General features: G+C 37.5%; 26 protein-coding genes. 13 read left to right on the top strand and 13 right to left on the bottom strand.

Annotation, left to right across the window (positions count from 1 at the left end):
* Positions 1–11 precede the first annotated feature (11 nt).
* The 3 genes from FCS21_RS01655 (at position 12) to FCS21_RS01645 (ending at position 3,485) form a co-directional block, all read left to right on the top strand.
* The gene (locus FCS21_RS01655) at positions 12–854 is read left to right on the top strand and encodes an HDOD domain-containing protein (RefSeq protein ID WP_138620241.1); all 843 of its coding nucleotides are present in this window, start codon (positions 12–14) and stop codon (positions 852–854) included.
* A 143-nt stretch (positions 855–997) separates the two neighbouring features.
* Positions 998–2,422: a sodium-dependent transporter gene (locus tag FCS21_RS01650; protein ID WP_138620240.1), complete on the top strand. Its 1,425-nt coding sequence runs from the start codon at positions 998–1,000 to the stop codon at positions 2,420–2,422.
* A gap of 154 nt (positions 2,423–2,576) precedes the next feature.
* Positions 2,577–3,485, top strand: coding sequence for a class I SAM-dependent methyltransferase (locus FCS21_RS01645; RefSeq protein WP_138620239.1), 909 nt, complete (start codon positions 2,577–2,579; stop codon positions 3,483–3,485).
* A 21-nt stretch (positions 3,486–3,506) separates the two neighbouring features.
* Here FCS21_RS01645 and FCS21_RS01640 read toward each other — a convergent pair whose 3' ends face one another.
* Positions 3,507–4,388 carry a DNA ligase gene (locus FCS21_RS01640; protein ID WP_138620238.1) on the bottom strand — a complete coding sequence of 294 codons (882 nt, stop codon included), beginning with the start codon at positions 4,386–4,388 and terminating at the stop codon, positions 3,507–3,509.
* Positions 4,389–4,703: 315 nt separating this feature from the next.
* On the opposite strand from FCS21_RS01640, the gene FCS21_RS01635 reads away from it, so the two are divergent.
* Positions 4,704–5,276: a hypothetical protein gene (locus tag FCS21_RS01635; protein ID WP_138620237.1), complete on the top strand. Its 573-nt coding sequence runs from the start codon at positions 4,704–4,706 to the stop codon at positions 5,274–5,276.
* Positions 5,277–5,394: 118 nt separating this feature from the next.
* On the opposite strand, the gene FCS21_RS01630 is transcribed toward FCS21_RS01635, so the two are convergent.
* Together FCS21_RS01630 and FCS21_RS01625 are read right to left on the bottom strand one after the other, a co-directional pair.
* Positions 5,395–6,117 carry a DUF3581 family protein gene (locus tag FCS21_RS01630; RefSeq protein WP_246046944.1) on the bottom strand — a complete coding sequence of 241 codons (723 nt, stop codon included), beginning with the start codon at positions 6,115–6,117 and terminating at the stop codon, positions 5,395–5,397.
* A 156-nt stretch (positions 6,118–6,273) separates the two neighbouring features.
* Complete coding sequence (locus tag FCS21_RS01625; protein WP_138620236.1) at positions 6,274–6,570, bottom strand: GIY-YIG nuclease family protein; 297 nt, start codon at positions 6,568–6,570, stop codon at positions 6,274–6,276.
* Positions 6,571–6,622: 52 nt separating this feature from the next.
* Between FCS21_RS01625 and arfB the strand changes: the two genes are divergently transcribed.
* From arfB to FCS21_RS01610, 3 genes are all read left to right on the top strand, one after another.
* Positions 6,623–7,036, top strand: a complete 414-nt coding sequence (arfB, locus tag FCS21_RS01620; RefSeq protein WP_138620235.1) for an alternative ribosome rescue aminoacyl-tRNA hydrolase ArfB — start codon at positions 6,623–6,625, stop codon at positions 7,034–7,036.
* Positions 7,037–7,187: 151 nt separating this feature from the next.
* The gene (locus tag FCS21_RS01615) at positions 7,188–8,039 is read left to right on the top strand and encodes a DUF2797 domain-containing protein (RefSeq protein WP_138620234.1); all 852 of its coding nucleotides are present in this window, start codon (positions 7,188–7,190) and stop codon (positions 8,037–8,039) included.
* 142 nt (positions 8,040–8,181) lie between these two features.
* Positions 8,182–9,033, top strand: a complete 852-nt coding sequence (locus FCS21_RS01610) for an HDOD domain-containing protein (protein WP_138620233.1) — start codon at positions 8,182–8,184, stop codon at positions 9,031–9,033.
* Positions 9,034–9,230: 197 nt separating this feature from the next.
* Here the strand turns inward: FCS21_RS01610 and FCS21_RS01605 are convergent, their stop codons facing one another.
* From FCS21_RS01605 to FCS21_RS01590, 4 genes are all read right to left on the bottom strand, one after another.
* Complete coding sequence (locus tag FCS21_RS01605; protein ID WP_138620232.1) at positions 9,231–10,904, bottom strand: FAD-binding protein; 1,674 nt, start codon at positions 10,902–10,904, stop codon at positions 9,231–9,233.
* 73 nt (positions 10,905–10,977) lie between these two features.
* Positions 10,978–11,796 carry a PEP-CTERM/exosortase system-associated acyltransferase gene (locus tag FCS21_RS01600; RefSeq protein WP_138620231.1) on the bottom strand — a complete coding sequence of 273 codons (819 nt, stop codon included), beginning with the start codon at positions 11,794–11,796 and terminating at the stop codon, positions 10,978–10,980.
* A gap of 87 nt (positions 11,797–11,883) precedes the next feature.
* The gene (locus tag FCS21_RS01595) at positions 11,884–13,176 is read right to left on the bottom strand and encodes a pyridoxal-dependent decarboxylase, exosortase A system-associated (protein ID WP_138620230.1); all 1,293 of its coding nucleotides are present in this window, start codon (positions 13,174–13,176) and stop codon (positions 11,884–11,886) included.
* A 21-nt stretch (positions 13,177–13,197) separates the two neighbouring features.
* Positions 13,198–14,799, bottom strand: a complete 1,602-nt coding sequence (locus FCS21_RS01590) for an acyl-CoA ligase (AMP-forming), exosortase A system-associated (protein ID WP_138620229.1) — start codon at positions 14,797–14,799, stop codon at positions 13,198–13,200.
* A gap of 215 nt (positions 14,800–15,014) precedes the next feature.
* Between FCS21_RS01590 and FCS21_RS01585 the strand changes: the two genes are divergently transcribed.
* A complete protein-coding gene (locus FCS21_RS01585; protein ID WP_138620228.1) occupies positions 15,015–15,779 on the top strand; it encodes a S1 family peptidase in 765 nt (254 codons plus the stop codon).
* Between the two features lie 58 nt (positions 15,780–15,837).
* On the opposite strand, the gene FCS21_RS01580 is transcribed toward FCS21_RS01585, so the two are convergent.
* The 3 genes from FCS21_RS01580 to gpmI form a co-directional block, all read right to left on the bottom strand.
* Positions 15,838–16,515 (bottom strand): divergent polysaccharide deacetylase family protein, encoded by a 678-nt coding sequence (locus tag FCS21_RS01580; RefSeq protein WP_281279950.1) that lies wholly within the window; start codon positions 16,513–16,515, stop codon positions 15,838–15,840.
* Between the two features lie 128 nt (positions 16,516–16,643).
* Positions 16,644–17,795: a murein hydrolase activator EnvC family protein gene (locus FCS21_RS01575; protein ID WP_246046942.1), complete on the bottom strand. Its 1,152-nt coding sequence runs from the start codon at positions 17,793–17,795 to the stop codon at positions 16,644–16,646.
* Between the two features lie 158 nt (positions 17,796–17,953).
* Positions 17,954–19,528, bottom strand: coding sequence for a 2,3-bisphosphoglycerate-independent phosphoglycerate mutase (gpmI, locus tag FCS21_RS01570; RefSeq protein ID WP_138620226.1), 1,575 nt, complete (start codon positions 19,526–19,528; stop codon positions 17,954–17,956).
* A gap of 199 nt (positions 19,529–19,727) precedes the next feature.
* On the opposite strand from gpmI, the gene FCS21_RS01565 reads away from it, so the two are divergent.
* The 4 genes from FCS21_RS01565 to gpsA all read left to right on the top strand — a co-directional run bounded on the left by FCS21_RS01565 (position 19,728) and on the right by gpsA (position 22,166).
* Positions 19,728–20,153, top strand: coding sequence for a rhodanese-like domain-containing protein (locus FCS21_RS01565; RefSeq protein WP_138620225.1), 426 nt, complete (start codon positions 19,728–19,730; stop codon positions 20,151–20,153).
* A gap of 49 nt (positions 20,154–20,202) precedes the next feature.
* Complete coding sequence (grxC, locus tag FCS21_RS01560) at positions 20,203–20,463, top strand: glutaredoxin 3 (protein ID WP_138620224.1); 261 nt, start codon at positions 20,203–20,205, stop codon at positions 20,461–20,463.
* Between the two features lie 154 nt (positions 20,464–20,617).
* Entirely contained in the window at positions 20,618–21,112 is a 495-nt protein-coding gene (gene secB / locus FCS21_RS01555; protein ID WP_138620223.1) for a protein-export chaperone SecB, read from the top strand.
* A gap of 49 nt (positions 21,113–21,161) precedes the next feature.
* On the top strand, positions 21,162–22,166 hold the full coding sequence (gpsA, locus tag FCS21_RS01550) for an NAD(P)H-dependent glycerol-3-phosphate dehydrogenase (protein WP_138620222.1): 1,005 nt from the start codon (positions 21,162–21,164) through the stop codon (positions 22,164–22,166).
* 110 nt (positions 22,167–22,276) lie between these two features.
* On the opposite strand, the gene trmL is transcribed toward gpsA, so the two are convergent.
* A complete protein-coding gene (gene trmL / locus FCS21_RS01545) occupies positions 22,277–22,741 on the bottom strand; it encodes a tRNA (uridine(34)/cytosine(34)/5-carboxymethylaminomethyluridine(34)-2'-O)-methyltransferase TrmL (protein ID WP_138620506.1) in 465 nt (154 codons plus the stop codon).
* Positions 22,742–22,837: 96 nt separating this feature from the next.
* On the opposite strand from trmL, the gene FCS21_RS01540 reads away from it, so the two are divergent.
* Positions 22,838–23,731, top strand: coding sequence for a cation diffusion facilitator family transporter (locus FCS21_RS01540; RefSeq protein ID WP_138620221.1), 894 nt, complete (start codon positions 22,838–22,840; stop codon positions 23,729–23,731).
* 73 nt (positions 23,732–23,804) lie between these two features.
* Here the strand turns inward: FCS21_RS01540 and FCS21_RS01535 are convergent, their stop codons facing one another.
* Together FCS21_RS01535 and FCS21_RS01530 are read right to left on the bottom strand one after the other, a co-directional pair.
* Positions 23,805–24,809, bottom strand: a complete 1,005-nt coding sequence (locus tag FCS21_RS01535) for an alpha/beta fold hydrolase (protein ID WP_138620220.1) — start codon at positions 24,807–24,809, stop codon at positions 23,805–23,807.
* 102 nt (positions 24,810–24,911) lie between these two features.
* Positions 24,912–26,999 carry a M56 family metallopeptidase gene (locus FCS21_RS01530; protein ID WP_138620219.1) on the bottom strand — a complete coding sequence of 696 codons (2,088 nt, stop codon included), beginning with the start codon at positions 26,997–26,999 and terminating at the stop codon, positions 24,912–24,914.

Here is a 26,999-nt window from a genome sequence, read left to right as displayed (position 1 = left end):
AAAGGATTACCATGAACGCCCATGATTACGCACTACATGCAGAGGGGTCATTTGCTTTGCCTGACGCTTGTTTTAAAATACAAGCTTTAATGACTGACGAAAGTTCTGAAATTTCAGACTTTGCCGATGTTATTAGTGTTGATCCATCAATGACTTCTCGGTTGTTAAAAATAGCTAACAGCGCTATCTATAGCTTTCCTGGTGAAATTAGTACTATTTCTCGTGCTATCACTATTATAGGTACGCAGACCATTTATACTATGATGTTAGTCGACGTAGCCGCCTCAGCGTTTAAATACTTTGAGAATCAAGCCATCGATTTGAAACGCTTTTGGCGCATGAGTGTTTTTTGTGGTTTAGCCTCTAAAAACCTTGCCATTAGTGCCGGTATTCGTGATATTGAACGTTTATTTGTTGCTGGCCTATTACAAAATTTTGGTGAGTTATTAGTAGCTAAAATAACCCCTGAAATTGCGCAGCGCTGTGAAAAATATCACCAAGATTGTTTACCTTGGCAACTACAGGAACAGTTATTAGGTTATACCTACACCGATATTTCAGCAGACTTATTAAAATGTTGGCAAATACCAGAAAAAATCATACTTCCTATTCGTTATTTTAATGCAGCCTCCTCCATAGATATAAATAAAGATGTTAAGATCCTTAATCTTGCGTCTCGCTTAGCACTGATTGATAGTCACAGTGACAGCTTTACTTATGAAAATGTGATTGATGAATCAATTTGTCGTCCTCTAGGTTTGACTGTAGCAGATTTAATTCAAGCTGCAGAGTTTGCTGAAAAGGAAGCAAGTGGTATTTTGTCCATTATGAATCCGAAACTTTTGTCTAAATAAACACGGTTTATCCTCTTAGCGTAATGTTTACTATGTCTATACTTAGGTAAAATTCAGCTAAAAAGAAGACAAAGTTAGCAAACCTTGGTAGCATCGGCGGATCAAATTTATTTCGCTATTATAATAATCGTAAAAGGGTAAGTATGTCGGTTTCTAGAGAGCATTTTAGCTCACGCATTGGCTTTATTTTAGCCGCTGCAGGCTCCGCAGTAGGTATTGGTAATTTAGTGGGCTTTCCGGTGAATGCGGCTAAAAATGGTGGTGGAGCATTTTTATTAATGTACGCACTTTTTGTTTTTCTTATTTGTTTACCGGTCATGGTAGCTGAAATGGCTGTCGGTCGTAATACAGCTAAAGAGCCTGTTGGTGCATTTAAAACATTAAGTCAAGGTAATAAGCTTTGGGGAGCCGCTGGTTTTCTCGGCGTATTGACGCCCTTTATGATTGCTGTTTTTTATATGGTAATCACCGTTTGGATTTTTGGTTATATTGCCTTAACGGTTACTGGCCATTTAGATTACTTAGCGAGTGATGAAGGCTTTGGTTTGTTTATTAACAGCCCCTACTTATATCTTGCCTTACTCGTAGTCGCGAGTATTGTTAGCTTTATTTTAGCGGCAGGGGTTAAAGACGGCATTGAGAAAGCGGCTAAAATACTTATGCCCTCATTACTTATTATGCTTATTATTATGGTGGTGTTTGTACTATCGCTTGATAATGCTATGGCAGGGGTTACTTTTTTCTTAGTACCCGATATTGATAAAATTAGTCCCAGTGTTATCAATGGTGCTTTGTCACAAGCCTTTTTCTCATTGTCTTTGGGGATGGGCATATTAATTACTTATGGCTCATATATAGATAAGCAAACCAATATACCTAATTCAGCTAAACTGGTGGCTATTACCGATACTGGGGTTGCGTTTATTGCTGGCTTAATGATATTACCTGCGGTATTTTCATTTAACCCAGCGATTAACCCTAGTGAGCTCAGTGATAGCTCAGTCTCATTGATTTTTACTTTTCTTCCTAAAATATTTTTAGCGTTACAAGTTTCCTTAGGCTATGTCGGCGCTAGTTCGGTCGCGGCATTCTTTTTTATCTTAGTATTTTTTGCGGCGATAACGTCATTAGTGTCTATTATTGAAGTGCCCGTTTCTTATTTAGTGACAGAAAAAAAACACAGTCGTAAAAAAGCATTAGGTTATTTAACCATTACAGCTGGCGTACTAACATTATTTGCTACAGCATCGTTTGGTATGTTGCCATTTTTTACCGAGTTCACTTGGTATGCCGGCGCTAGTAAGTCGTTATTTGATGTTATTTATGATGTTTTTTACGATACGATTTTACCGCTAAATGGTTTTTTACTCTGTATATTTGTTAGCTATCGTTGGAAGAAAAAGCAACTGTCAGAAGAATTAAGCATAGGTAATGAAAACTACAAAGGTTCGTGGGTAGAAAAGTATATTAACTTCTCATTAGGTACTTTTATCCCTGCTATTGTGTTGCTCATTTTTATTAATACCGTAGCCAGTAAATTTTTTGCCGTTAACCTTTTTGGCTTGTAGCTTCTATATTGTTAGCTGAGCAGAGTTAAGCAAACCAAACCAAACACTCAAATGTAATCGCGACTAAATAAGCACGTCATGCTTATTTAGTCGGTATCAATGTTATTTTTGAGTGTTTTTATTAATAAATGACTCATTATCCGATCGCCTATTCATGATAAAACATATTACCAGTACAGATTTTACCGATGCACAACGGTTATTTCACGGCCGTGGGCATGCTTATCCTAATTTAAGCCATGTTAATGTTGACTGGCTCGCTCCTGTTATTCTTATTACCCTATACCAAGCAGTGGATAATGAATGGCTTATGGAACAAGCTAGCGCCTTAAAAAACTTGGTTAAGTCATGTAGCAGCGTACAAGTTCAGCATCGTTATGAAAAATTTTCACCGACTATCACTGTATTAGGTGATCAAGTAAACCATACTATTGTGAGTGAGCAGGGGCTGAATTACCATATTGAATTTGGTAAGGCACAAAATAGTGGCTTATTTTTAGATATGCGTAATGGTAGGCAGTGGCTAAGAGAAAACTCATTAGGGAAGAATGTCTTAAACCTTTTTGCCTATACCTGTGCTTTCTCTTTAAATGCTATTGCTGGCGGTGCAAGTAAAGCGGTTAATATTGATCTCAGTAAAGCGTCTTTAAGTAAGGGGCGGGAGAACCATCAACTTAATGAGTTGGCGAAAAAACAAGGTAAACAGGTTGTTTTTGAAGGTGTAGATATTTTTAAGTCAAATAGCCGTATTAAAAAATATGGTCCCTATGATATTTTAGTCTGCGATCCGCCATCATTTCAAAAAGGTAGTGTAAATATTGAACGTGACTACGCCAAAATTATTCGCCGTATTCCACAGTGGATGAACCCAGGCGCGACCTTGATGTTATGTTTAAATTCACCTGATTTAGATGAGCAATTTTTAAAAGCAGAAGTGGCGCGAGAATGCCCGGATTGTCGTTTTGAGCAACGTCTTGATAACCCTGAAGTATTCAAAGAAGCACATCAGGGTAAAGGACTTAAAGTATTAATTTATACTTATCAGCCAGAAAAGGTTGAATAGTATTACTATGCAATTTTATGCTTAATTGGTTGCTTTTATACGCCAAAATCGAGCAAACCTTGGTACGCCATTTTGTGTAACACCGTTATACTTAAAGGTGATGGTTGTACCTATTAGCGGTGGGTTAGCTCGTTGATAGTCACTAAATCCAGAGCCAATTTTAAATATAATACCGTCAGTTGTTTTAACTTTAATTGCGCCTAGTAGGTTTTTATATTTACCTTTTCCTGGGCTATAACCAATAACTACAGCTTCTGCATCTTGATGCTTTTTAAGTTTCATTAACGCTTTATTTCGTCCCACTTGATAGTGTGCGCTAGCAAGGTGCAGCATAAGCCCTTCGCCTTGCAGATCAATAATGTCATTGAGTTTATTATTAAGTTCAGTTAACGAGTTTAATTTGACTTGGTTGACCATAGCTAAATAAGGTGACGACGTTTGCTTTACTAACAGCTGCATTGTATTGACGCGTTCGGTAAAACTTCCAGGGTGGCTAGGAAGGTCAAACATCATAAAGCGTATCTGCTGCCAACAGCTGATTGATTTGTTTTCTTCAGCGCTATGCTTACTTACACAAGAAAGTAAGGGTTGAAATTCACCTCTACTGAGCCATAGCTCGCCATCAATGGGCGATGCAGGCCAATCTTGCGTAAACCAAGACGGACTATAAATTAAGTTGCCTTGCCGAGTTAGTAATTGCTTACCATCCCAGTAACCTCGAATACCATCAAGCTTTTCAGATAGATAATATTGACTGATATCATTAACTTCATCATAGACTATACCATGTTGAATATTGGGTTTGTTTAATGACGTACTTTGCGGTGTCGCTTGTGCCAGTGTTAGAGCACAATAGCTGGTAGAAGCTAAAATAAATAGGATCCGTAAATAACTTTTTATCATCAATCACCTCCGTGTCATCACTATATAAAGCATTGTAAAAATCGTCCTGAATAAGGGGAGGTATGGACGAACAACCCGCTAAATTGAATGATAAGGAGTAGATAAAGGGTAGATAAGTACTTTAAAATATCTTCTTAGTGCTCAAGGTAGCTGCAGTATAGTGCTTGGTAAAGTATAAAGTTTAGTCTATATTTTAAAAACACAGCTCTTAATCGTTGTTAATAATAACCCAATAACGGCAAAATAGTTAAGGCAACAAGCTCGTAAGGTAAACTTTATTCTGATCAGTTAAAGGCATTAGCAAGGATTGCTATCATGAAAAAAGTGATTACTTATATTATTATTGCCCTCTTGACTTTAGGGTACACTACTAGCGTAGAAGCTAAAAAACGCTGTAAACCGTTGTTAGCAAAATTACATAATATTCAGGCGATGCAGCGCAGTGGTTATTCGTTAAAACGTGGGCAAAGTTTACGTGCTAGAGAGGATAAAGCGAGAGCTAAATGGTGGGCGTGTGAACATAGCTCTTTGGCAAAATTTAAAGAAAAATACGGTAGTAAAAGTAAAAGTGAAAGTGAAAATAAAAGTAATAAGAAAAAGGCTGAAAAAAGCACAAAATCAGCGGGAAAAAGTTTAGCTAACAATAAAAAACACTATGCTAAAAAGAATAAAGAGACGGTAAAATCACCACAAAAAAGCACGGTATTTAATCAACATAGCGCCATTGTTATTAAATCAAAATATCAGGGTGATAAGCAACGTGCTTGGCTAGGGTTCTATCAGCAACCGATTAAATGTAAGCACCCTAAAAGCATGGCGGTATTTGTTTATTGCAATGAAGATAAATTAAAACAACAAGATGACTTTGAAAAAGTCTATGGTAACTAGTGATAGCGCAATTGTTATAGCTAAATTGTTTAACTAGGCTATAACTCACGTATATCACTCATCATATATTGCTGAGTGTTAACTGTTAACTGTTAACTGTTAACTGTTAGCGATTCATTTAACCTTGATAGTCAGCTTTAGTTTGATGATATTGATTTACCATAGCATCTACAGACTCTTGCTCGTATGAACGAAGACCACTTAACAGCATGTGTTTTTTACCATGGCCAATGACTTCTCCGTTTGATAACAAATCAAACTCAAGCCAAGCGTCACCACGTTTACTGTCAATCGTTAAACTTGTTTTAGCAAGCTTTAAGCTGACAGATTCAGCCGCTAAAGTATGTAAATCAATAGACATGGATTGATACATAACCATTGGGCGGGCAGGGTTGATCATGACATTATTTTCAGACATTAGCTTAACCAATATATCTGGAAAAGTATGACCAGAAAAATCGACATATGCCTTTGTTAAGGCATTGATTAAGGATGGGTTATTTGTTTTTTCATCGCTAACACTGACACTAAGGCAGGTTTTATCTTTATCGTCTTTAATAGCAAAGCTGTCATCGATATGCTCAGGAAAGGTGAGACTAACGTTGTCGCTAACCATTCCAGAAAAGTCAAAAGTCATTTTCTTATGAAGACCCGATTTAGCGATTACAATTGAAAACAGTAAATCACCAGGAACACAAAACCTTTTCGCATCAATATTGTGTAATGGGTTAAAGTCATCGGCGACTTGCTTGGCAAAGTCGCTACCTTGTTGGCGCGTGAAGCTAATTTCATTAGCGTCAATAGGACAAAAGTTTTCAATAAACATTTTTTTGATAGACATCAGTACAACTTTTTTAAGTAAAACCTATATAATCACCGTATTCTAGCAGTAGTTTAGTGCTAAATCGAAAAAATAATTGCCGATCTGCAACTAAGCTGACCTGTTATAAGGTTATCATTAAGTGTTGATTTACGTTGGATAAGTAACTAGTTAACTCTATTTATTAGCTTTACTATCATCTTCACTATAGTTACCAACCAATTGCTCTTTTTTAACTTTGCTTAGCTGACGAATTTGATATTCTCTTTTACAAGCGCTGCTTTTATCGTCAGCTTGTTCTAAGTAAGCCAAACTTACAGGACGTCTTGCAAGGGTATATTTAGCGCCAAGTTTACTGTTATTATGTTCATTGGTACGTCTATGTATATCTGTAGTAACGCCGGCATATAAACTATTGTCTTTACAGCGGAGTAAATAAACCCACCAAGTGCTTTTTTTACTGTGCTTGTTCATATGGCTTTATACTTAATATTAAATTGATTAGTAATAAAAATGGTAAATAAAAGTGCTTGAGATATCAAATAATGTCAGCTTAGCTGCTTGGGAAATAGAGCTGACCGGTATAAGAGCCACTGGTAATGGTGGTCAACGCGTTAATAAGGTAGAAACTGCCATACATTTACGTTTTGATATTAAGCGGTCTACACTACCAGACATTTACAAAGAGCGCTTATTAAAATTATCGGATAGTCGAATATCAAGTGATGGTATTATTATCATTAAAGCCCAGTCATTTAGAACGCAATCAATGAACAAAGATGATGCACTGAAACGACTTAAAGAATTAATTCTATCAGCTATGGTCGTGCAAAAGTCTAGACGTGCAACTAAACCGACTAAAGGTTCAGTACAACGACGTTTAACAGGCAAGGCTAATAGAAAAGACGTGAAACAAACACGTAAAAAAGTGCAGTTGTAGAGAGTACGATTATTGCGACGATGCTTTAAAATATCCAAGATAAAACCTCTAATAATATCAAATGAATTTAGCTACTTAGACAATAATACATGCTACTAAACTGATATCATCTGTATGTAAAAATTTTAACCCCTAAAAATAGAGAGCAACTATGCCAATTAGTGACATCGGTGCAGTAGAAAAACTTACCGCGCAACTTGATAGTAATAATCTAGTTCAATACCAACTCCCTTTAGTTAGCCTTCATGATGATGGAGCTAAGCAAAGTATTGCCTTAAACCCGTTAATAGGTAAAACAATAAGCTTGAATTTTTCTGGTGTTATTGCTTGTAAAAACTGTGGTAAAGGTATTAAAAAAAGCTACTCACAAGGCTATTGCTATCCTTGCATGGCTAAACTTCCTCAGTGTGATATGTGTATTATGAAACCTGAAACTTGTCACTTTCATTTAGGGACTTGTCGAGACCCTCAGTGGGGTGAACGTAATTGTATGATTGATCATTATGTATATTTAGCGAATAGCTCAGGCTTAAAAGTAGGGATAACTCGACATACACAATTACCTACTCGTTGGATTGACCAAGGTGCTTGCCAAGCATTACCTATATTTAAAGTGAGTACTCGTTTGCAGTCGGGGTTAGTCGAAACAGCATTAGCAGATTTTATTAGTGATAAAACGAATTGGCGCGCTATGTTAAAAGGCGAGCCAGAGCCTTTAGATTTAAAAGCGAGAGCTGAAGAGCTAATCCCTGAGATTAGTTTACGCTTATCACAGCTTAGGCTTAAATTCGGTAGCGATGCAGTACAAGAGTTAGATGAAAACGTACAAGAAATTAAATATCCTGTTAGCCAATACTTGAACAAAATTAGTTCTTTTAATTTTGATAAAACATCCACCGTTACTGGCGTGTTATTAGGTATTAAAGGCCAATATTTAATTTTTGATAAAGGTGTTATTAACATGAGAAAGTTCAGTTCTTATCAAATATGTATTGACTATTAGTTACTTGAACTTGAAAATAAAGTCTTTGTATAGATATAAAACCATCACGTAACGATTGTCGCTAATATAAGCCTCTTTAGGTGCAAACTGTATTTACTGGATAGTCAATAATCAAATATATAAGCAGTAGTAAGGTAACAGAATGACCGCAGAAGAGTATGTAAAAGAAACCAGTGAGATTTTTGTTTTATCAGATTCATTTATTAGAATTAGAGAGTTAATTGACGATGAAACCTCAACTATTGATGATATTTCTGACGTTATTCTTATAGATCCTGCACTTTCTGGTGCAATATTAAAGTTGGCCAATAGTCCTTTTTTTAACTACCCAGGTAAAATTGATACTATTTCTAAGGCAGTGTTGGTATTAGGTATTACTGAAGTTTATAACTTAGTTATTGCCTATTTTACCACTGAAGCCTTTAAAAAAGTTAATGCGGAACAGCAGTATCTTGACAATTTTTGGTTGAAAAGTGTTGATTGTGCCTTGTTGATGAAATTTTTAGGGTCTCAGTTAGGTATTGCGCATTCTGAGCGTTTATTTATCCTAGGTTTGTTGCATAATTTAGGTGAGTTAGTGGTTCATCAAGTTACTGCGGAGCAATTGCAGTATTGTGAAAGCTTAGATATTAAGGTGTTACCTTGGGTTAAACAACAAGATGTCTTAGGGTTTACTTTGGGTCAATGCTCTGCTCAGTTACTAAAACAATGGCATCTACCTTATAGCATTTTTTCTCCTATTCGCGATCAAGATACTGAAAATTTAGTGCAGCATAATACAGAAACACAGATTTTGTATGTTGCTAAGCGAATAATGTATAAAAATCAGGTGTTGAAAGAGCAAGATGTAGAATACAGTGACTTATTAACGCAAGAGCAACTCGCTTTACTGGGGATTGATGACGATATGCTTGACAGTGCCCTTGACTATTGTGACTTAGAGCGTTTAGGTATACTGTCAATTTTGAACCCGAGCAGGTCAATGCTTTATTAACGTGGTTTTTAGTTCTATTTTACACCTACTCCAATAAAAAATTCAGTAAAAAAAGCCGGATAAGCAAATGCTTATTCGGCTTTTTTATAAAGTAATATTAAGTCTTCATTATATAAAGGTAGTAATACCAAAAAATACTGCCTAGTACTTATACCAATTCGTATAAGACAGTGTTCACGTCTTTATATGCAATGGTATTAGTTAGGATTATATCGTCCTTGGCTGAGTATATTGTTAGGGTCTAAACTGCTTTTTAGTTGATTGACGGTTTGCCAAAAGTCACTGTCTTTATTAAGTAACCATTGTTGCTGGTCTATATTTAAACGATACGGTACAAAACCTTTTTTCAAACCTTCTTCTACCAGTGTTTTTAAGCAATTATGGGCATCAGTGACCGCCTGAGGATTACTCAAATCAAACACTATTGGAATGGTACTATCAACACAGTCGTGTTTGAGATTAGTGAAAGTAATAAAAGGCTCAATATTAAATTTCGGGCAGGTTTCTCTGATAAAGTCGACATACTCACGCATTTTATCGGCTTTCATTGTTACTAATGGCGCATACCAAAGTAAACCACAGCCATCTTTTCCTGGTGATAATGCTTCGCTATCAAATACTTCCGCATTTTTATGGCGCCAATAAGCGAGCTTTAACGCTACCTTATTAGGTTTGCCTAGCATGATCTCTTTTCCTTTGCTAAATGAGTCAAGTTGATCAGCTATGATCGTTAAAGGTGCAACACTATTAATTAACCAAGAGGGGAGGTTATCAAATACCTTATTAGCAAAAAGAATTAATAAGCTATTTGAATAAATTCGCTTACAAGGTATCTTTTTGAAAATAGCATTAATTTCTTTTTTGACCGCACTAACAACCCCTGTACTACCATAAATACTACCGACAATAGTCCAACTTGGCGCTTGTAATTCTTTTGCCAATTTCTTTATTTTTTTATCACTCATCACTTTATGAGTATCATCACCCTGTGGCGGTGTGGCAAACATAGATAATAAACGGCGTTGATCCATCAAGTTAATCGAGCCAACAATGCCTTCATAATCTTGTAATACCTGTCTTATTAAGGGGACGGCTTTTTCAAGCATTTCATCATCTTTGATTTGAATAAAAAAAGAAGTAAAGTCTGCTTTTTTCTTGGCTAGACGGATAGTCATTTGACTAACAATACCTAAGTTAGACTGGGTAAATAGGCCGTCTAAATAAGGGCCAACGCCCCATTTAAATGTCTTATCGACAAACTTATCATTACTGGCATCTAATTCGTTAACAGCCGATTGATAAGGCCTACCATTTGCCCAATAGCCCTTAATACTAGTGACAGCACTAAAATGATCGGTATAAGGAGTTATGCCGTAACCGCGCTCTATAGCATTTGCTAGGATAGAGCAATCGGGACCGGCACCGGTTACAGGTACCATATAGTCATGATTATTTACGTGTAAATAATCACTTAATTGTTGCTGAGTGACGCCGGGTTCAATAGTTAATAACCCTAGTTCAGCATCAAAGTCACAAATAGTATTTAATTTACTTAAATCTAGCAGAATAATATTTTGAGTTAAGCCAGTAGGTTGGCTCGTACCATAACCCCAGTTTTTGCCTGTGCTAATAGGATACAAGGAAAAGGCAAGTTCACCGTCATGGGCACATTGATTGGCTAAATCAAGTAATGCTTTGATTTCAGTTGATTGCGTTAGGGTAATGACCGCCATTAGCGCCCTTTTTTTATTATCAAAATACTCTAATCCCTCAGTACCCACCATAAAAGGGGCGAGTTCTTTATGATCAAATGATAAGTTTGAATCTGTTGTTAGTACATTTTCAATGAGAGAGATAAGTTTGTTGGGCATTATTTTTTCTCAAAAATTGTTAAATTAATTTGTTATTAACATATTTGTTAGGTTATTGCGTACGTACTTATCTTTACTTTAACTGTTGTAATTGTAAGCACACATCTTTTTCAATGGTCTTATAAAGACTTTTAAAACCAGGTGATAGGTTATTCATAAATATATCCGCGTTAATATAATAGGGCGCGCGTAAACCATGATAGTCAACAGGTACACCGAGTTGCTGAAATGTAATACCAATAAATTTCATACTACGGGCAAGTCTAGGCTCCATCATGACATAAACATGGCGTATGCCAGTGTTCATGGCTATTGTTGCTGCTGTCATGTATAAACCTATGGCAATAAAAGGAAAGCAGCGTAACTCGGTTTCTGAATAACTTGTTTCGCTGATAACCCCAGTACCAGAGCCTTTATATTTATCAGCTTTACGACGGCGAAAGTCAGACTTAACCGCCAAACGAGATATCTCTGCAATTTCAGATCGTTTAAAGTTTTTAGGATGAAGTTCCTCGTTAGTAACTGAGTCGATACAGTATTTTTCAATAGGAAGTAACTCATCAGAACCTTTTGAGATAACTAAACGCACACAACTAGTAAATGTGCCTGAAGGTTTATGTTTGATTAAAGAAAAAATAGATTGTTTATCAAACTCATCTGTTTCTTGACCATCGTCTCTAACTTCTTCAAAAGCGAGCTCTTCACAGTAAACATTATGACGAATTTTAAAGACCTCTTCTTGTAATGTTTTACTGATAGCTACTTGAGGTTGAAGGAATTGCGTAAAATGGTCTGAAATATTATGAGCTTCTTTACTCGCCTTTGCAGATACAACACGTTTAGTGAGATTGCCAATAATAGGCAGGTTTAATAATTGTTTCTTCCAGTTCATTTTTAATTCCATTAGGGGGTGGTATAGCTCAATTACTATCAGTATAGCTATTAAACTAAACTATCTATAACGAATAATCATATAAATTTACAGTAATATTTCACTTAATTGCGTTTGGCTAAGAAAGTCTTTTGGACTTGCTGAAGCGCCATAAGCACCTGATTGAAATACTACAACATAATCATCTACGTTGGCTTTGGGGAGTTTTACTTTATCGGCTAAAATATCAAGGGGAGTACACAAGGGACCGACGATATTGACTTGCTCTAAGGCGGGTTGTACTTTTAGCTCATTACTGCAGATGCTGTTACTCTTATGTGTTATGAACTTGTTACCAATAGCCACAGGATAGTTTTTTCTAATGACTTGACCAAAATTGCCTGAATTCGCTAAGTGGTGGTGCAAGCCGCCATCACACACTAAATAAGTAGTACCTCGAGATACTTTTTTATCAACAATTTTACACACATAAACACCTGCCTCAGCCACTAAATAGCGACCTAGCTCTAGAATCACTTCAACGTTACTAGAAATAGTTTTATATTGCTGTAACAATGTTTGTAGGTTGCCTGCTATAGCATTGATATCTAGGGAGTTATCATTTGAAAAGTAGGGTATGCCAAAGCCACCTCCAATATTAAGGTACTCTATTTCTAGCTTGGTTACTTTCTTTGTTAACGTGATTAACTGTTCTGCTAAGGCAAAAGTTTGCTGTTGTGCGCAAATAATGGCGTTGGCATTAAGATTTTGTGAACCAGCAAAGATATGAAAACCGCGTAAGTTGACCTGTGCTAACGGTAAGTTCATGAGTACCTGAGCAATTTGCTCTTCATCAATACCAAAGGGCTTGGCACCACCAGACATTTTCATACCTGAAGATTTTAGTTCAAATGCAGGGTTTACTCTAATAGCAATATCGGCTTTTATGTGCAACTGCTCAGCAATTTTTTTTACTTTGGCTATTTCACCTATAGATTCAACATGCAGGGTTACACCAGCAATAATAGCTGCTTCAATGTCTTGCATTGTTTTGCCTGGACCAGCAAAGCTTATGTTTTTTGCGGCCATACCGGTTTGTAATGCTAAGAGCATTTCTTTTTTTGAGGCAACGTCAAAGCCAGTCACTTGTGTCGCCATTAATTGTACTAAACTTGGGTAAGGGTTTGCTTTAATTGCGTAATGTAACGATATTTCTTTAGGTAAAGTAGTAATTAACTGTGTAACTTTATTGATAATTAATTGGCGGTCATAGGCGTAAAACGGCGTATGTGAAACTAATTTTTCGATGTGATTTAAAGGCATGTTACCCACATAAAGTTCGCCATTTATTGGCAAAGAATCTTTAAGTGATGTAGGTAAATGATTCGTCAATGCTTCCATGTTACTGCCCTTGTTATATAGTTAAATCAGCTCATTATTATAATTTTTGCTTAACCACGCGGTATCTACTTTACCATTTGTGTTGCGTGGTAGCTCATTTAAGAATATTATTTTTTTGGGTATCATATAGTTAGGTAAGTTAACTTGACAATATTTCATCACAACTGCTTCAGCTACCTCGGTATTTTTATTTAAAGTGACTATCAAGGCGGTAATACTTTGACCAAGTTCGTTACTGGGACTAGCTATTATCGCTATCTCATCAATCAGCGGACATTGTAATAATACCGACTCTACTTCGGTTGGACTAACTCGATAGCCTGAGGTTTTGATCATCGCATCTTTTCTGGCGACAAAATAAAGAAACCCCTCAGTATCACGTTTAACATAATCACCAGAAAACACCGCCAGTGCAGTGTTTTGTCTATTTATTGCTTGTTTAGGCGTCGGCTTAAACCGTTCAGCAGTGGCCGCTTTATTTTGCCAATAACCTAACGAGACTAGCGGCCCAATATGTACTAGTTCCCCTATTTCATTATCATCACAACAACTACCATCGTCACGCAAAACCAGAATTTCGGCATGAGGAATGGCTTTACCGATTGAAGTAGGACGATTTTTTATTTCACTAGGCGGTAAAAAACTTGAGCGAAAAGCCTCGGTTAAGCCATACATAAGATAAGGTTTAGCTTGAGGCATATAGTGTTGTAAAGCATTTAGGGTCTTTAACGGTAATACGCCCCCAGAATTAGTAAAATAGCGTACAGATTGACCGACACCTTTTGGCCAGTTTGCCTTCGTTAATTGTAGCCATAATGGTGGCACTGCCGCTAAACCCGTAATACTATATTTGCTAATGGCTTTTATGACATCGTTTGCTAACAAGTAGTCAAGTAATATACATTTAGCGCCGACAAGAAAACAACTGGTCAATTGGTTAAGCCCATAATCAAAGCTTAACGGCAATACTGCGAGTATATTGTCATCAGCGGTTTGCTCTAGGTACTGACTGACCGATTTTGCGCCCAGTACGATATTGGTATGGCTGAGCATAATACCTTTTGGTTGACCTGTGCTGCCTGATGTATACAAAATAGCAGCAAGAGCATTTGCCGATATAGGGGGCTGTAGGTTAGCTGAACGCTGCTCGCCTAACTCAAGGAAAGCTTGCCAGCTAAGTATATTAACCGTATTAGTACATACTGTTTTAGTTATTTCTTGATTGTTAGCATCAATCACAATAATACTTGCTAGCGCAGGTAATTGGGCTAATAAAGGGGTAAGTGCCGCGAGTCTTGCACGGTTGGTGATCAGTAACTTTATTTGACAGTCATTAGCAATATAGTGAACTTGTTGAGCTTTTAATACCGGATTAATCGGTACAAAAGCCGCGCCGATTAACGAGCAGGCAAACATGCTTTGTACATTTTCTTGATTTTTTGCTAAATAAATACCCACACGATCACCCTGAGTAAGGGCAAGTGCAGCATAGGCTTGTGCTACTTTTGTTATTTTACTATTAAGTTGAGCATAACTTAGTTCTTTAGCTTTTATTTGCAGAGCAATGGCCGTTGGAGTTTGCAGTGCGCTATGGCTTATAAGTTCATGAACAAAGGTAGTCATTTATCATCCTGACAATTAATTGGGTACTCACTTAGCGAGTGCTTAACTGTGACTAATAATGTTATTAGTCTTGTTATTATGACGGTGAAACTATTATCTAGGCAAGTAGAGATAAAGATACCTCAATCATTGCCTCAAATAATTATGTATGTAGTATGCTTTAAGGTAGTATTTATTGATAACAACTTTTCGGTTATTTCACTTAGGAAAAAACTATGTCTAGGTATACGTCTATATTGCTAGCTATTGTCTTTTTATTTACACCATACGCGCAGGCAGCGTTTGTTGATCTTGTTGCTAAAATTAAACCTTCTGTGGTTGGTATTGGTATACATACGCCAACAAGTCGACCACAAAATATTTTACGTGGTACTGGTTTTGTTATTGGTAATGGACAGTATGTGGTCACTAATGAACATGTATTACCTAGCTTACTTGATGAAAGCTTATTACAAGAAATGGCGGTATTTGTTGGCTCAGGTAAAAATGCTAAGGTAAGAAAAGCTGATATTGTTGCTACCTCAAGCTTGTATGATTTAGCGATTCTAAAAATATCGGGTCCTGCCTTACCGGCAATGAGCTTAGCCAGTGCTGATTTCTATGCTGATGGCAGCTATATTGCTTTTACTGGTTTTCCTATTGGTGCTATTTTAGGTCTATATCCTGTGACTCATCGTGGCATGATTGCCAGTATTACGCCTACTGTTATTCCAGCCGTTTCAGCAGAGCAAATTAGTTTAAAAATGCTTAAGCGTATGCGTAACCCTTATTTGGTCTACCAACTTGATGCAACGGCTTACCCAGGTAATAGCGGCAGTGCTATGTATGATATGGAAACAGGTAAGGTGGTGGGGATTATTAATAAAGTTTTTGTACAGACAACTAAAGAAGCGGTTATTAGTAACCCCAGCGGCATTACCTACGCCATACCGGTGAAGTACCTACATCAAGTACTCAAAGAAAATAACATTAATTTTTAACTTGTTAGTGAAATAATGTAGGCGTCGTTAATATAAGTGTCGTGAATAATAAGTATCGTTAATTACTGGCTAACAACTTTTTTTGAGTACTGATTGTCGTTGAATATAAACTTGATAGTGGTACTAATTCAATACCATGTGTTTTTAGTGTGGGGATTAACTTGGTTAACATCGCTACTGTTTCAGGATGTGGGTGGGCGATAGCAATAGCGCTATGATGCTCTTTAGTAAAGTTAATCAGTTGCCTAAATTGCTCACTAATATACTTATCGGTTAATTCATTATCTAAAAATATATGTCTAGCTTGTACAGGTACGCCAAAATCAATTGCGGCTTGTTGGGCTCTAGAAGACAAACTGGTTTTACTGTCTAAAAACAATAAGTTATTTTTTTTTAAAAACGCCATTGTCCATGCCATTGGTTGGTATAGCTGTGTCAAATAACTGCCCATATGATTATTAATACCAATAGCAAAAGGAATTTCAGCGAAAGAAGCCGTTAAGCTTTGGCTGAACGCTTGTTTATTCATGTGACTAGTTAGTGCGCCAGGACCTAGTTTCTTTTTATTCTCAGACTCCATGGGAATATGAAGCAGTACATCGTGATTAGTACTATTGGCTTGTATCGCTAGTTTTTTACCGTAAGTGGTATGAGGTAAAAAAGCATAGGTAACTGCGCCTGGTAAGGTCAGAGCATCTTTGTCGGTGCGACGATAGCCCATATCATCAATTATAATAGCGACGCGCTTTGTCTGTGTCTTAAGTAGTGACTTAATGTCGACGTTACTTGCCAGAGTCTGTGCAAAAGTTTTAATGCTGAAAGTAGCTAAAAAAAATATAAGAAAAACGCATGTACGCATCATTGTTAACGACACCATAGCTTAGGGTTTAGCGCTTTGCCTCGATGGCGAATTTCAAAATATAAACCAGGTTGTTCTAAACCACCACTTTGGCCTATTAACGCAATAGGCTCTCCTGTTTCTACACGCTCACCGACAGATTTTAATAAGGTTTGGTTGTGAGCGTAAAGACTCATATAACCATTGCCATGGTCAATAACTGTTAATAAGCCATAGCCCTTTAGCCAATCTGAAAAGAGCACAGTACCATTATGAATAGTTTGAACTTGTCGACTAATAGGCGCAGAAATTAACACCCCTTTCCATGTTAAATAACCTTGTTTTCTCGTGCCGAAACGATGTAGGGTTTTGCCTTTAACTGGCCAAGATAATTTATTTTGTAACTTACTTAAGCCTGTTAAATCTATTTCTGCTTGAATAATCGCAGCTAGCTTGTTTAACGCTTGATTTAAGTTTTCTTCTTCGGCTTTAAGTTTATTTAATTGTTGTTGGCTAGAAAGTAACTGACGGCTTAGCTTTTGCAGGGTATTACTACGCTGTGCTTTACTAATTCTTAATTGATTATCTTTTTGTAATTGCTCGTCTTTAAGCTGTTGTAAATTAGCTATTTGTGTTTGGTGTTCGGTACTTACTTGTAATAACTGAGCGATTGTGGCTTGAAAGCTTTCTATTTCTTTTATTCTGGCTTTGTTTATATATTGATAATAGCTAATGGTACGTTGAATTTTTTCACTTTGGTCTTGGTTTAAAAGTAACTTGAGATAATCATGCTGACCTGTGGTGTAGGCGGATCTAAGTTGCTTGGCAAGTAACTGCTCTTGTCTTTCTTTTGAAAGGTTCAGTTGTTTTTTTTCTACGGCTAAGTCGACGATTTTACTCTGTGTAATTGATAGTTCAGCTTCTATGTTATTAATCGCTTTAGTGACGTTGGCAATGGCTAGATCATCTGTTTTGAGTTGCTGTTCTAAACTGCTGCGCTGTTTGTTGGTATCAAAGATATTGGATTCTTGCTTAGCGATCGCTTTTTGCACGTCACTAAGCTTGGCGCGACTTTGCAGTTGAGCATCAGCATTGCCATCACTTTGTTGTGCTGGCGCTGTTGCAGTAAATAATAAGCTTAGTAATACTAAACTTATTATTACAGTATATCGGGTCAAATTACTGACTAAGTAAGTATTGATAAAAAGTCTCATCGTAGATAATGGCTAATAAAAATGAAGCAATGGCGAGCACATTAGCTAATCAGTTATATTATTTAATAACTTAAGCTAACGTTATTACTTCATCTGTTAGTTAATGAATGCTTAGTAAAAGCTTAGTTAACGGTATCAGTGAGTTGCATTAACACTGAGCCAGTCATTTCTTCAGGTTGCTCTATAGCCATCAAATGTAAGAGGCTAGGCGATATATCACTTAAGGTGCCTGAAGCTGCTGGTTTGGCGGGGCGACCAACATAAATAAGAGGTACTGGTTCACAAGTATGTGCGGTATGCGCTTGACCCGATACAGGGTCTTGCATTTGTTCGGCGTTACCGTGATCGGCCGTAATGAAGCATTCACCATCGTTATCTTTTAATGCTTTAACGACGCGACCAATACATGTATCTACGGCTTCACAGGCTTTTACTGCGGCATCAAAACTTCCCGTATGACCAACCATATCGCCATTAGGGTAATTACAGACAATAAAATCATATTTGCCACTTTCAATAGCAGCAACGAGTTTATCAGTGAGTAAAGTTGAATTCATTTCAGGTTGTAAGTCGTAAGTAGCGACATCAGGAGAGGGCACTAATATGCGGTCCTCGCCAGTAAAAGTATCTTCTTTACCGCCACTAAAGAAAAAAGTCACATGCGCATACTTCTCCGTTTCAGAAATACGTAGCTGCGTTTTATTATGTTTAGCGAGCCATTCACCCATCACGTTATTTAGCGTTGCAGGTGCAAAAGCAGACGGCGCATTTATATCACCAGCATATTGTGTCAACATGACAAAGTTACTAATTGCTGGCACGCGTACTCGGGTAAAGCCTGAAAAGTTTTCTTCGGTAAAGCAACGGCTAAATTGGCGTGCTCTATCTGCTCTAAAGTTCATAAATATCAATGCATCACCGTCATTGACTTTAATGCTGTCACCTGAGGGGGTTGTAATAGCACTAGCGCCAACAAACTCATCGTTTTCATCACGCTCATAAGCTGCAGTCAGGGCATCTAAGGCATTACTATATTGATGTAAACCTTCGCCATTTACCATGAGGTTGTAAGCTGCTTCAACACGATCCCAGCGTTGATCTCTATCCATGGCATAGTAACGACCTATCACTGACGCAATTTGACCTTCGCCTGTGTTTGGTTCAGCAAACAGTTGAGAAAATTTTTGTTGGGCTTTTTCTAAAGAAGCTTGTGCGCTGCGTGGTGGTGTATCTCTGCCATCTAAAAAGGCATGCAAGTAAACTTTTTTAGCACCGCGTTTTTGGGCAAGTTCCATCATGGAAAAAATGTGATCTTCATGGCTATGTACGCCGCCCGGAGATAGTAAGCCGAAAATATGCACAGCGTTATTTGTTGAAGAAGCTTTATCGACGGTTTGGCATAAAATAGCGTTATCACTAAACTCACCATCAGCGATCGCTTTAGTAATACGGGTGAAGTCTTGATAAACAATACGACCAGCACCTAAGTTCACATGACCTACTTCAGAATTACCCATTTGTCCTTCAGGTAAGCCAACAGCCATACCTGACGTGTCAATAAGCATATTAGGGTAATTGGCTTTTAAATCATCTAATACCGGTGTATTGGCTTGATGAATCGCATTTGAGCTGGTTTCTTTTCTGTATCCCCAACCATCAAGAATCATCAGTACTGTAGATTTTTTATGCGCCATTATTATCCCCGTTAAGTGTTGTGTTATGTTGAGTTTTTGGGCAAGTATTATACACCCTCAGATTATGTTATTCACTAAGGATTTAACAAAGAAACCTTGTCTGTTAAATAACTCAAGATTAGCGCACGGTATATGCTCGCAATTCTAAAAGGTTTGCGTATAATGTGCCGATTCGAAATTTTATAATAATGGTCTTTTATTTATGGAACAATTTATTGCTTTTGCAAGCAACAATGGCATGTTAAGCGCGATTTGGGTTGCCTTACTCGTAATGATAATCGTCACAACAATTAGAATGCAATTATCACCCATCAAACAAATTAGTACACAAGATTTAACTTTTTTGATGAATAGAGAAGACGGTATTGCACTTGATATACGCAAAGAGAATGAATTTAAAGCAGGTCATATTCTTGATGCAATTAGTTTATCAAGCGATAAAATCAGTAAAAATGGTACGGCTAGTCTTGAAAAATATAAAGACAAGCCCATTATTGTAGTATGTACTGCGGGCATGAGTGCTGTGCAAATTGCGACTAATTTACATAAAAGTGGCTTCGCTCGCGTTAGTGTACTCAAAGGCGGTATGAATAGCTGGACAAGTGCAGGTTTACCTGTAGTTAAATAATGAGCTTATAACGCAACTAGTGAATAAAACCGTCAAAAGAGTGAAGAAAATGGCAAAAATAGACATATATACTAAAGCATTCTGCCCTTATTGCAGCCACGCACTGGCGTTATTAAAGAGTAAGTCAGCTGATTACAATGAAATAAAGATTGATGGCGACATGGCTATACGTAGCGCCATGATTGAGCGCAGTAATGGTAGTTATACTGTTCCACAAATATTTATCGGCAATGTTCATGTTGGTGGCTGTGATGAATTAGTCGGTCTAGAAAGAAACAACAAATTAGACACACTGTTAGCAGCTCAATAAAACGATACTTAGAACCCTGTAAAAAATTTTTAGGTGTCTTTTTAGTGATATGATGTCGTTGCGCTCTAAGTAGCTCAAGCTACAGCAGTTAATAAGCAAAGTTAGCATAAAGCTAGATAACATAAATAATAAAAAACTCATAAAGGAGCCACTCATGGCAGAAGAAAATCAAGTAGCAAATAATGAAACACAACAATCGCCAGAATTTGCTATTCAACGTATTTATACGAAAGATGTTTCTTTTGAAACGCCAAACTCTCCTGCAGTTTTTCAATTAGATTGGAAGCCTGAAATCAAATTAGACCTTGATACGCGCTCTACTAAATTAGCAGACAATACCTATGAAGTCGTTTTATCTGTCACGGTTACTGCTACTGTAGAAGATAAAACTGCCTTTTTAGCTGAGGTCCAACAAGCCGGTATTTTTACTATTGGTAATTTACCTGAAGCACAATTAGCACATACTATTGGTGCGTTCTGCCCAACAACATTGTTCCCATATGCGCGTGAAACAGTGGCAAGCTTAGTAAACCGTGGTTCATTCCCACAATTTAACTTAACACCCGTTAATTTTGAAGGTTTATATGCTTCTTATGTGCAACAACGTGCAGCACAAGAAAACGCGCCACAAAGTACAGAAACTCACTAGTTAGAGCTAAAATATTTTAAGTCATATTAACGTGTAAATAAGGTTTTTTATGTCGTTACCAGCAAAAATTACAGTACTTGGTGCCGGGTCTTATGGCACAGCTTTGGCTATTTGTTTAGCTCGAAACGGCCATAAAACCTTATTGTGGGGGCGTGATGCGAATCATGTTGCTGCAATGGCTCAGGAGAGAGAAAACAGTAAGTACCTCGCTGATTGCCCTTTTCCTGAAACGTTATCACTTGAAGCTGATTTAAGTAAAGCAGTGCAAGCAAGTCATAATATTTTAGTGGTTGTGCCTAGCTTTGCCTTTGCCGATATACTTAAACAAATTAAACCCATGTTAACAGCCAATGCTAAAGTTGCTTGGGCTACTAAAGGTTTAGATCCACAAACCGGGGATTTATTGCAAGATGTAGCCAAAAGAATACTGGGTAATGGTGTTTCTTTAGCGGTGTTGTCAGGGCCTACATTTGCTAGAGAAATGGCTGCAGGTTTGCCTACCGCTATTTCATTGTCTTCTGAGGACGATGACTTTGTCGCCGAGTTATCTAACTTACTCCATTGCGATAAGCTGTTTAGAGTGTACGCCAATAAAGATTTTATTGGCGTACAACTTGGTGGAGCGGTGAAGAATGTTATTGCAATTGCCGCAGGCATAGCTGATGGTATTGGCTTTGGCGCTAACGCGCGTACCGCACTAATTACGCGTGGCTTAGCTGAGATGACTCGGTTAGGCTTAGCGTTAAAAGCAGAGCCAGCTACTTTTATGGGCATGGCGGGTTTGGGTGATTTAGTATTGACCTGTACGGATAATCAATCACGCAATCGACGCTTTGGCTTAGCATTAGGTCAAGGCAGTGAGGTGGAACAAGCGATTGCTGACATTGGTCAGGTTGTTGAAGGATATCGAAACACCAAAGAAGTACATATGCTCGCACAACGCCACGGTGTTGAAATGCCTATTGTTGAACAAGTATATCAAGTGCTCTATCAAGCAAAAGATGCTAAGTTAGCTGCTGCTGATTTACTTTCTCGCGATAAAAAATTTGAATAAGCTTTCACTTACCAACCTGTCACACTGGCGAAAAAAAGGTAGGTGAGTAGTTCAACCTAAGCAGATAAAACCAGTCAATTAACGGATGTTATTGACTGGTTTTATACTTTTTATACCGCGTTAGGAAAACCGAGTTGACGCCATGCATCGTAAACGATAACCGCTGCAGCGTTTGATAAATTCATGCTACGGCTTTCTTTTAACATTGGAATTCTAATCTTATCTTTATCTGGTATTTGTACGCGCACCTCTTCAGGTAATCCAGCGGTTTCTGAGCCAAATAATAAATAATCACCGCTAGTAAACTTTACATCGCCGTAGAAATTATCTGTTTTAGTCGTCACAGCTAACACTCGTTTGGGTTGCTCTTTTTCCATAAAAGCAGAAAAGCTAGCATGGCGCTGTATGGCGGCAAATTCATGGTAGTCTAAACCGGCACGACGTAATTTTTTATCTTCTAAATCAAATCCTAACGGTTCTATTAAATGTAAACGAAAACCTGAATTGGCGCATAAGCGAATGATGTTACCGGTATTCGGTGGTATTTGGGGTTGAAAAAGCACAACATCTAACATAACAATCGTCATCTGATAAAAATTTTTGTTATTATACACAGGTAACTATATAGCCGTTATTACTTTTAAGTCTTTATTTTTTCGCCAAGGGGCAACATGAATACACAAAAATCAACAGACGATTATGCCTTTTGGGTGCGATTCGCGGCAATTTCCTCTACCACGACAGCGGTAATTTTAGTGGTAATTAAGCTTTATGCTTGGTTGGTAACAGATTCTAGCGCTATGTTGGCTTCTACTACCGACTCTATTTTAGATTTGTTTGCCTCAGCAATGAGTATTGTTATTTTACGTTTTGCTTTAGCGCCTGCGGATAAAGAGCACACTTTTGGTCACGGTAAAGCAGAAAGTTTAGCGGGCTTAGTGCAAGCCTCTTTTGTACTTGGCTCTGCTATTATTCTTATTTTTAATGGTGTATCTCGGCTGCTTAATCCACAGGTTATTGTCAAAAGTGAAGTTGCTATTTGGGTAACGGTTATTTCTATTGTGTTAACACTTATACTGGTTGCTATTCAACGCTATGTTATAAAACGTACTGGCTCTATTATTATCAGTGGTGATGCTTTGCATTATCAATCAGATCTGTTTTTAAACTTAGGGGTACTAATTGCTATCATCTTAAGTCAAGGCATATGGCTAGAAGCTGATGGTATATTCACTATATTAGTGGCACTTTATTTGGTTTTGGGTGCAGGACAAATTATGGTGCAAAGTGTGTCACAGTTAATGGACAGTGAACTGAGTGCAGAAGAGTTAGCACAAATCAAAGCGATTGTTGTCTCTCATCAGCAAGCGATAGGTATCCATGAGTTAAGAACCCGACAATCGGGCGTGCAAAAATTTATTCAGTTTCATTTAGAGCTCAGTGATGATCTCTCACTTTTAGAAGCTCATAGTATTGGTGATGAAATTGAAGCACAAATCTGTCGGGCTCTCGCGCCTTGTGAGGTTTTTATTCACCATGATCCTACCTCGGCAATGCAACGTTAGTCGCTAATACTACTAACGTTATATTGGTATAGGATAGAGCAGAATAGGACGATAAAACATAGTGCGAGAAAAACTATTTGTGTTGTTGAAACCAAGCCAGGCTTTGTGCGATAGCTTTGTCTCTATAATTATCGCTTTCAAAAAATAACTCATGGTAAGCACCATCAAACCTGCTAGGTCGTCCATGTGGGCACGATTGTGGCTGTAAATGATGTAATTGCTGACAAAAAAGATTTTGTGCTTGTGGAGAAACTACACTATCAGCGCCTGCTTGAAGCAATAATACCGGTGTTTTTAACTGAAATAATTTAGCAAAAATCTCTTTTTGTGCGGTAATACTTTGCATTAACCAATGACTGGTAACACCGCCTAATTGAATGGCTTTATTATTACTATATAAGTCGACAAATTGTTGGTAACGCGCCAATGAATGGGTTAGTTTATTGTCCTTAAAATCAATGACCGAATAATCTTTTTGCCCTAAGAAATACCAAGGATTTTTACTGAGGAGGCTATTAAGTTTCGCTTTAATCACAACCAAGCTCTGTGCTAACCAGTAGGGTAATACACCGCTGTTAAAACCCAGCATGGGTGATGATATTACCGCTGCTTTAATCGCATCAGGAAAATCCTGCATAAAGCGTACAGCAATAGCTCCACCCATAGAGTGCGCCAATATATAGGGTTTAGCTGAACAGTGTTTAGTTACTATATTTTCAACTAAATACTGTAAGTCATCGACATAATCTTGAAAGTGAGTGACGTAACCTCTATTGACGCTTGGAAAAAATCGTCCAGATAATCCCTGACCACGATGATCGATAATAAAAAGATTATAACCTTGCTGGTATAAGTCAAAACAAAGCTCTTGATATTTTAGATAGCTTTCACAGCGACCTGGGCTAATAATTATGGTGGGGCAATCAGCTTGTTGCTGGATAAATTGCGCATAGTGAATCACGACGTTATCAACGCCACTAAATGAATTAAAACAACCTTGCTGCCAAAATGAGATGATGTTTTTGACTTTGTTATCGGTGGCTTTTTTTTCTGCGTCAAACACCTGTTCGTAACTCAAAGTATTACCTTTAACTATATGTTATTTAGCATTAATCCTATAAAAAACTAAGGTAGATAAATAGGGGGCGAATTGTCATCGTACCGTTAGTTATTATAACTACTAGGCATGCAAGCTAAAAGAGAATATTTTCGTCATCTTACTTTCAATTTTACGATTATTTTTAATGGCAGGAGTAAATCGCCACTGACGAATAGCCGAACGAATCGCCGATTTAAAATAGATAAGCTTATTTTGATGAATAAAGTTTATATCTTTTACTTTACCATTTCGGTCGATAGTGAAATCTACGGTTACCTCCATCTCAATGCCGCGACGCTTAGCCAAGTTTGGATATATAGGGGTAATAGACTTTAATAATGTCGCGTCAAGTGAACTGGCAGTCGCTAATACTGCTTGGTTTGACTCTTGGTTTGAAGAGGTTGTTAAAGGTGATTTCTGTGTGCTGCTTGTACTTAGTGGTTGTTGAAGTAAATTATCCTTAATTAGGTTGTTTGTTTCGTTGTGTTTATCTATGGTCTTTTCAACAACAAGTAACCTTGGGTCTGTATGAGGCTTAACTAGCTTTTGCGCGCTAGTTGCTCGTTGTAAGTTTTTTTCTGTTGTTTTTACTACCGTTGTTTCTAGTAAAGCTTTGTTTGACGTAGCGGTTTTACTAAGTCCCTTATTAAGCAAGGGGTCAGGTAACGTTGAATCGAGATCTATAGTCCCTTTTTTTACCAAAAAATCACTTTGTAGTTCTTGATCTTTGACAGTACTCACCGTTTGTTTAACGTTAGTTGCGATGGTTTGTTTTTTTACTCGAGCGGTATCTTGCTTGAAGTTTTCAGGCGTTTTATGCTCGATTATAGGTTGAGCAACGTTTGATGTGACTCTTTGTGTGCTTACCTTGTTTTTTTCAGTTACTTGCAGGTTAGTCCGTTGTATTTTTGCTCTCGCTAAAATGTTATCAACAAGCTCAGTGCTTTTAACGTCGTCAGTAGTATCACTGTTAACAAATAGTGCTTGTAGTCTTGGATCATTATCTTCAGTGGTGGCTTTTTGATTATGATTAGTTGTGGCCAATGGTGCCGTCATATTTGCGTGAATAAGCGGACTTTCGTTAATACTAATGGTTTCTTGCCAAGACAAGGGCTGACTTGGCTGTTGAGCAAAAGAGGTGGTTAGTAGTTGATTAACCATGAGCAATATTAGCGTCAACAAAAGACTAAATGCGGCCAATAACTTACTCGTGTTATTAGTTGGTGCACAATGGTTATCAACAAGCCTCAGCACTCTTGCTTTTAAGTCGCCACCTGATGCCGCCATTGCCATAGCTGGAATAGTATTAATATTGTTTTTTGCACATAAAGAGGCTGTATCGGTTAGGGTGTGGGCGTAAGCCATGGCATCACCACAATGTTGTACAGCAATATCATCACTACAATATTCTCGCTCATTACGTATTTGCTTACCAACCCAGTGCACACTCGGATGGAAGAAAAAGAGCAACTCAATCACGGTCTGTAAAAAGTTCACCAAGTAATCATGCCGACGTATATGCGCTAATTCATGTAAAATAAGCATTTCAAGTTGGGCTGAATTTAAACCCGTGACCATAGTCGCAGGGAGTAACACCACTGGTTTTAACCAACCTATCGCCATAGGAACTTCTGCTTTTAAAGAAATAAGTAACGTTGGAGCGCTGCTTAACTGTAATTTCTTGGCTAATACATTAAAACGCGCCGACAGCGTCTCAGAGGGCAGAGCAGTTAAATACTTAGGTAATTTATTAACATTATAAATTTCAAACAGTAATTTAAAGACAAGTATAGTAACACTAGCTAGCCATAATAATGAAAGGTAAGGTAATGAATACGTTAAAATTGACGGTAGTAGTTGCTGCGAAGTAAATAGCGCATTTTGTTGCGTTAACTCATTCACTAAATTGGTTAGCGCGATATGGCTAGGATGACTTTCAAAGTTTACTGTGTTGTTAGAGGAAATTATATTGTAGGTAAATAAAGCCAGTATAGCATTGGTTAGCATTGCCGATATCGCTAAGCTATAACGCAGCTTTGATTTTTTTTTATTAACAATAAATAATAGCAACTTTAAGATAAACGCTACGAGTAAACCTTGCCATAAGAAATGCACTAGGGTGAGTGATAAGCTGTATAAAAAAGGGCTGTTAAATAATGTTTCAAACAT

The sequence above is a fragment of the Colwellia ponticola genome, assembly GCF_005885605.1.
Lineage (GTDB): Bacteria > Pseudomonadota > Gammaproteobacteria > Enterobacterales > Alteromonadaceae > Colwellia > Colwellia ponticola.
The sequence above is the reverse complement of the archived record's forward strand: the minus strand, read 5'-3'. Positions and strand labels throughout refer to the sequence as shown.

What these genes read in the sequence shown, in the direction of transcription:
- FCS21_RS01655 (WP_138620241.1), top strand. Translation starts at nt 12, where the DNA reads ATGAACGCCCATGATTACGCACTACATGCAGAGGGGTCATTTGCTTTG.
- FCS21_RS01650 (WP_138620240.1), top strand. Translation starts at nt 998, where the DNA reads ATGTCGGTTTCTAGAGAGCATTTTAGCTCACGCATTGGCTTTATTTTA.
- FCS21_RS01645 (WP_138620239.1), top strand. Translation starts at nt 2,577, where the DNA reads ATGATAAAACATATTACCAGTACAGATTTTACCGATGCACAACGGTTA.
- FCS21_RS01640 (WP_138620238.1), bottom strand. Translation starts at nt 4,388, where the DNA reads ATGATAAAAAGTTATTTACGGATCCTATTTATTTTAGCTTCTACCAGC.
- FCS21_RS01635 (WP_138620237.1), top strand. Translation starts at nt 4,704, where the DNA reads ATGAAAAAAGTGATTACTTATATTATTATTGCCCTCTTGACTTTAGGG.
- FCS21_RS01630 (WP_246046944.1), bottom strand. Translation starts at nt 6,117, where the DNA reads ATGTCTATCAAAAAAATGTTTATTGAAAACTTTTGTCCTATTGACGCT.
- FCS21_RS01625 (WP_138620236.1), bottom strand. Translation starts at nt 6,570, where the DNA reads ATGAACAAGCACAGTAAAAAAAGCACTTGGTGGGTTTATTTACTCCGC.
- FCS21_RS01615 (WP_138620234.1), top strand. Translation starts at nt 7,188, where the DNA reads ATGCCAATTAGTGACATCGGTGCAGTAGAAAAACTTACCGCGCAACTT.
- FCS21_RS01610 (WP_138620233.1), top strand. Translation starts at nt 8,182, where the DNA reads ATGACCGCAGAAGAGTATGTAAAAGAAACCAGTGAGATTTTTGTTTTA.
- FCS21_RS01605 (WP_138620232.1), bottom strand. Translation starts at nt 10,904, where the DNA reads ATGCCCAACAAACTTATCTCTCTCATTGAAAATGTACTAACAACAGAT.
- FCS21_RS01600 (WP_138620231.1), bottom strand. Translation starts at nt 11,796, where the DNA reads ATGAACTGGAAGAAACAATTATTAAACCTGCCTATTATTGGCAATCTC.
- FCS21_RS01595 (WP_138620230.1), bottom strand. Translation starts at nt 13,176, where the DNA reads ATGGAAGCATTGACGAATCATTTACCTACATCACTTAAAGATTCTTTG.
- FCS21_RS01590 (WP_138620229.1), bottom strand. Translation starts at nt 14,799, where the DNA reads ATGACTACCTTTGTTCATGAACTTATAAGCCATAGCGCACTGCAAACT.
- FCS21_RS01585 (WP_138620228.1), top strand. Translation starts at nt 15,015, where the DNA reads ATGTCTAGGTATACGTCTATATTGCTAGCTATTGTCTTTTTATTTACA.
- FCS21_RS01565 (WP_138620225.1), top strand. Translation starts at nt 19,728, where the DNA reads ATGGAACAATTTATTGCTTTTGCAAGCAACAATGGCATGTTAAGCGCG.
- grxC (WP_138620224.1), top strand. Translation starts at nt 20,203, where the DNA reads ATGGCAAAAATAGACATATATACTAAAGCATTCTGCCCTTATTGCAGC.
- secB (WP_138620223.1), top strand. Translation starts at nt 20,618, where the DNA reads ATGGCAGAAGAAAATCAAGTAGCAAATAATGAAACACAACAATCGCCA.
- gpsA (WP_138620222.1), top strand. Translation starts at nt 21,162, where the DNA reads ATGTCGTTACCAGCAAAAATTACAGTACTTGGTGCCGGGTCTTATGGC.
- trmL (WP_138620506.1), bottom strand. Translation starts at nt 22,741, where the DNA reads ATGTTAGATGTTGTGCTTTTTCAACCCCAAATACCACCGAATACCGGT.
- FCS21_RS01540 (WP_138620221.1), top strand. Translation starts at nt 22,838, where the DNA reads ATGAATACACAAAAATCAACAGACGATTATGCCTTTTGGGTGCGATTC.
- FCS21_RS01530 (WP_138620219.1), bottom strand. Translation starts at nt 26,999, where the DNA reads ATGTTTGAAACATTATTTAACAGCCCTTTTTTATACAGCTTATCACTC.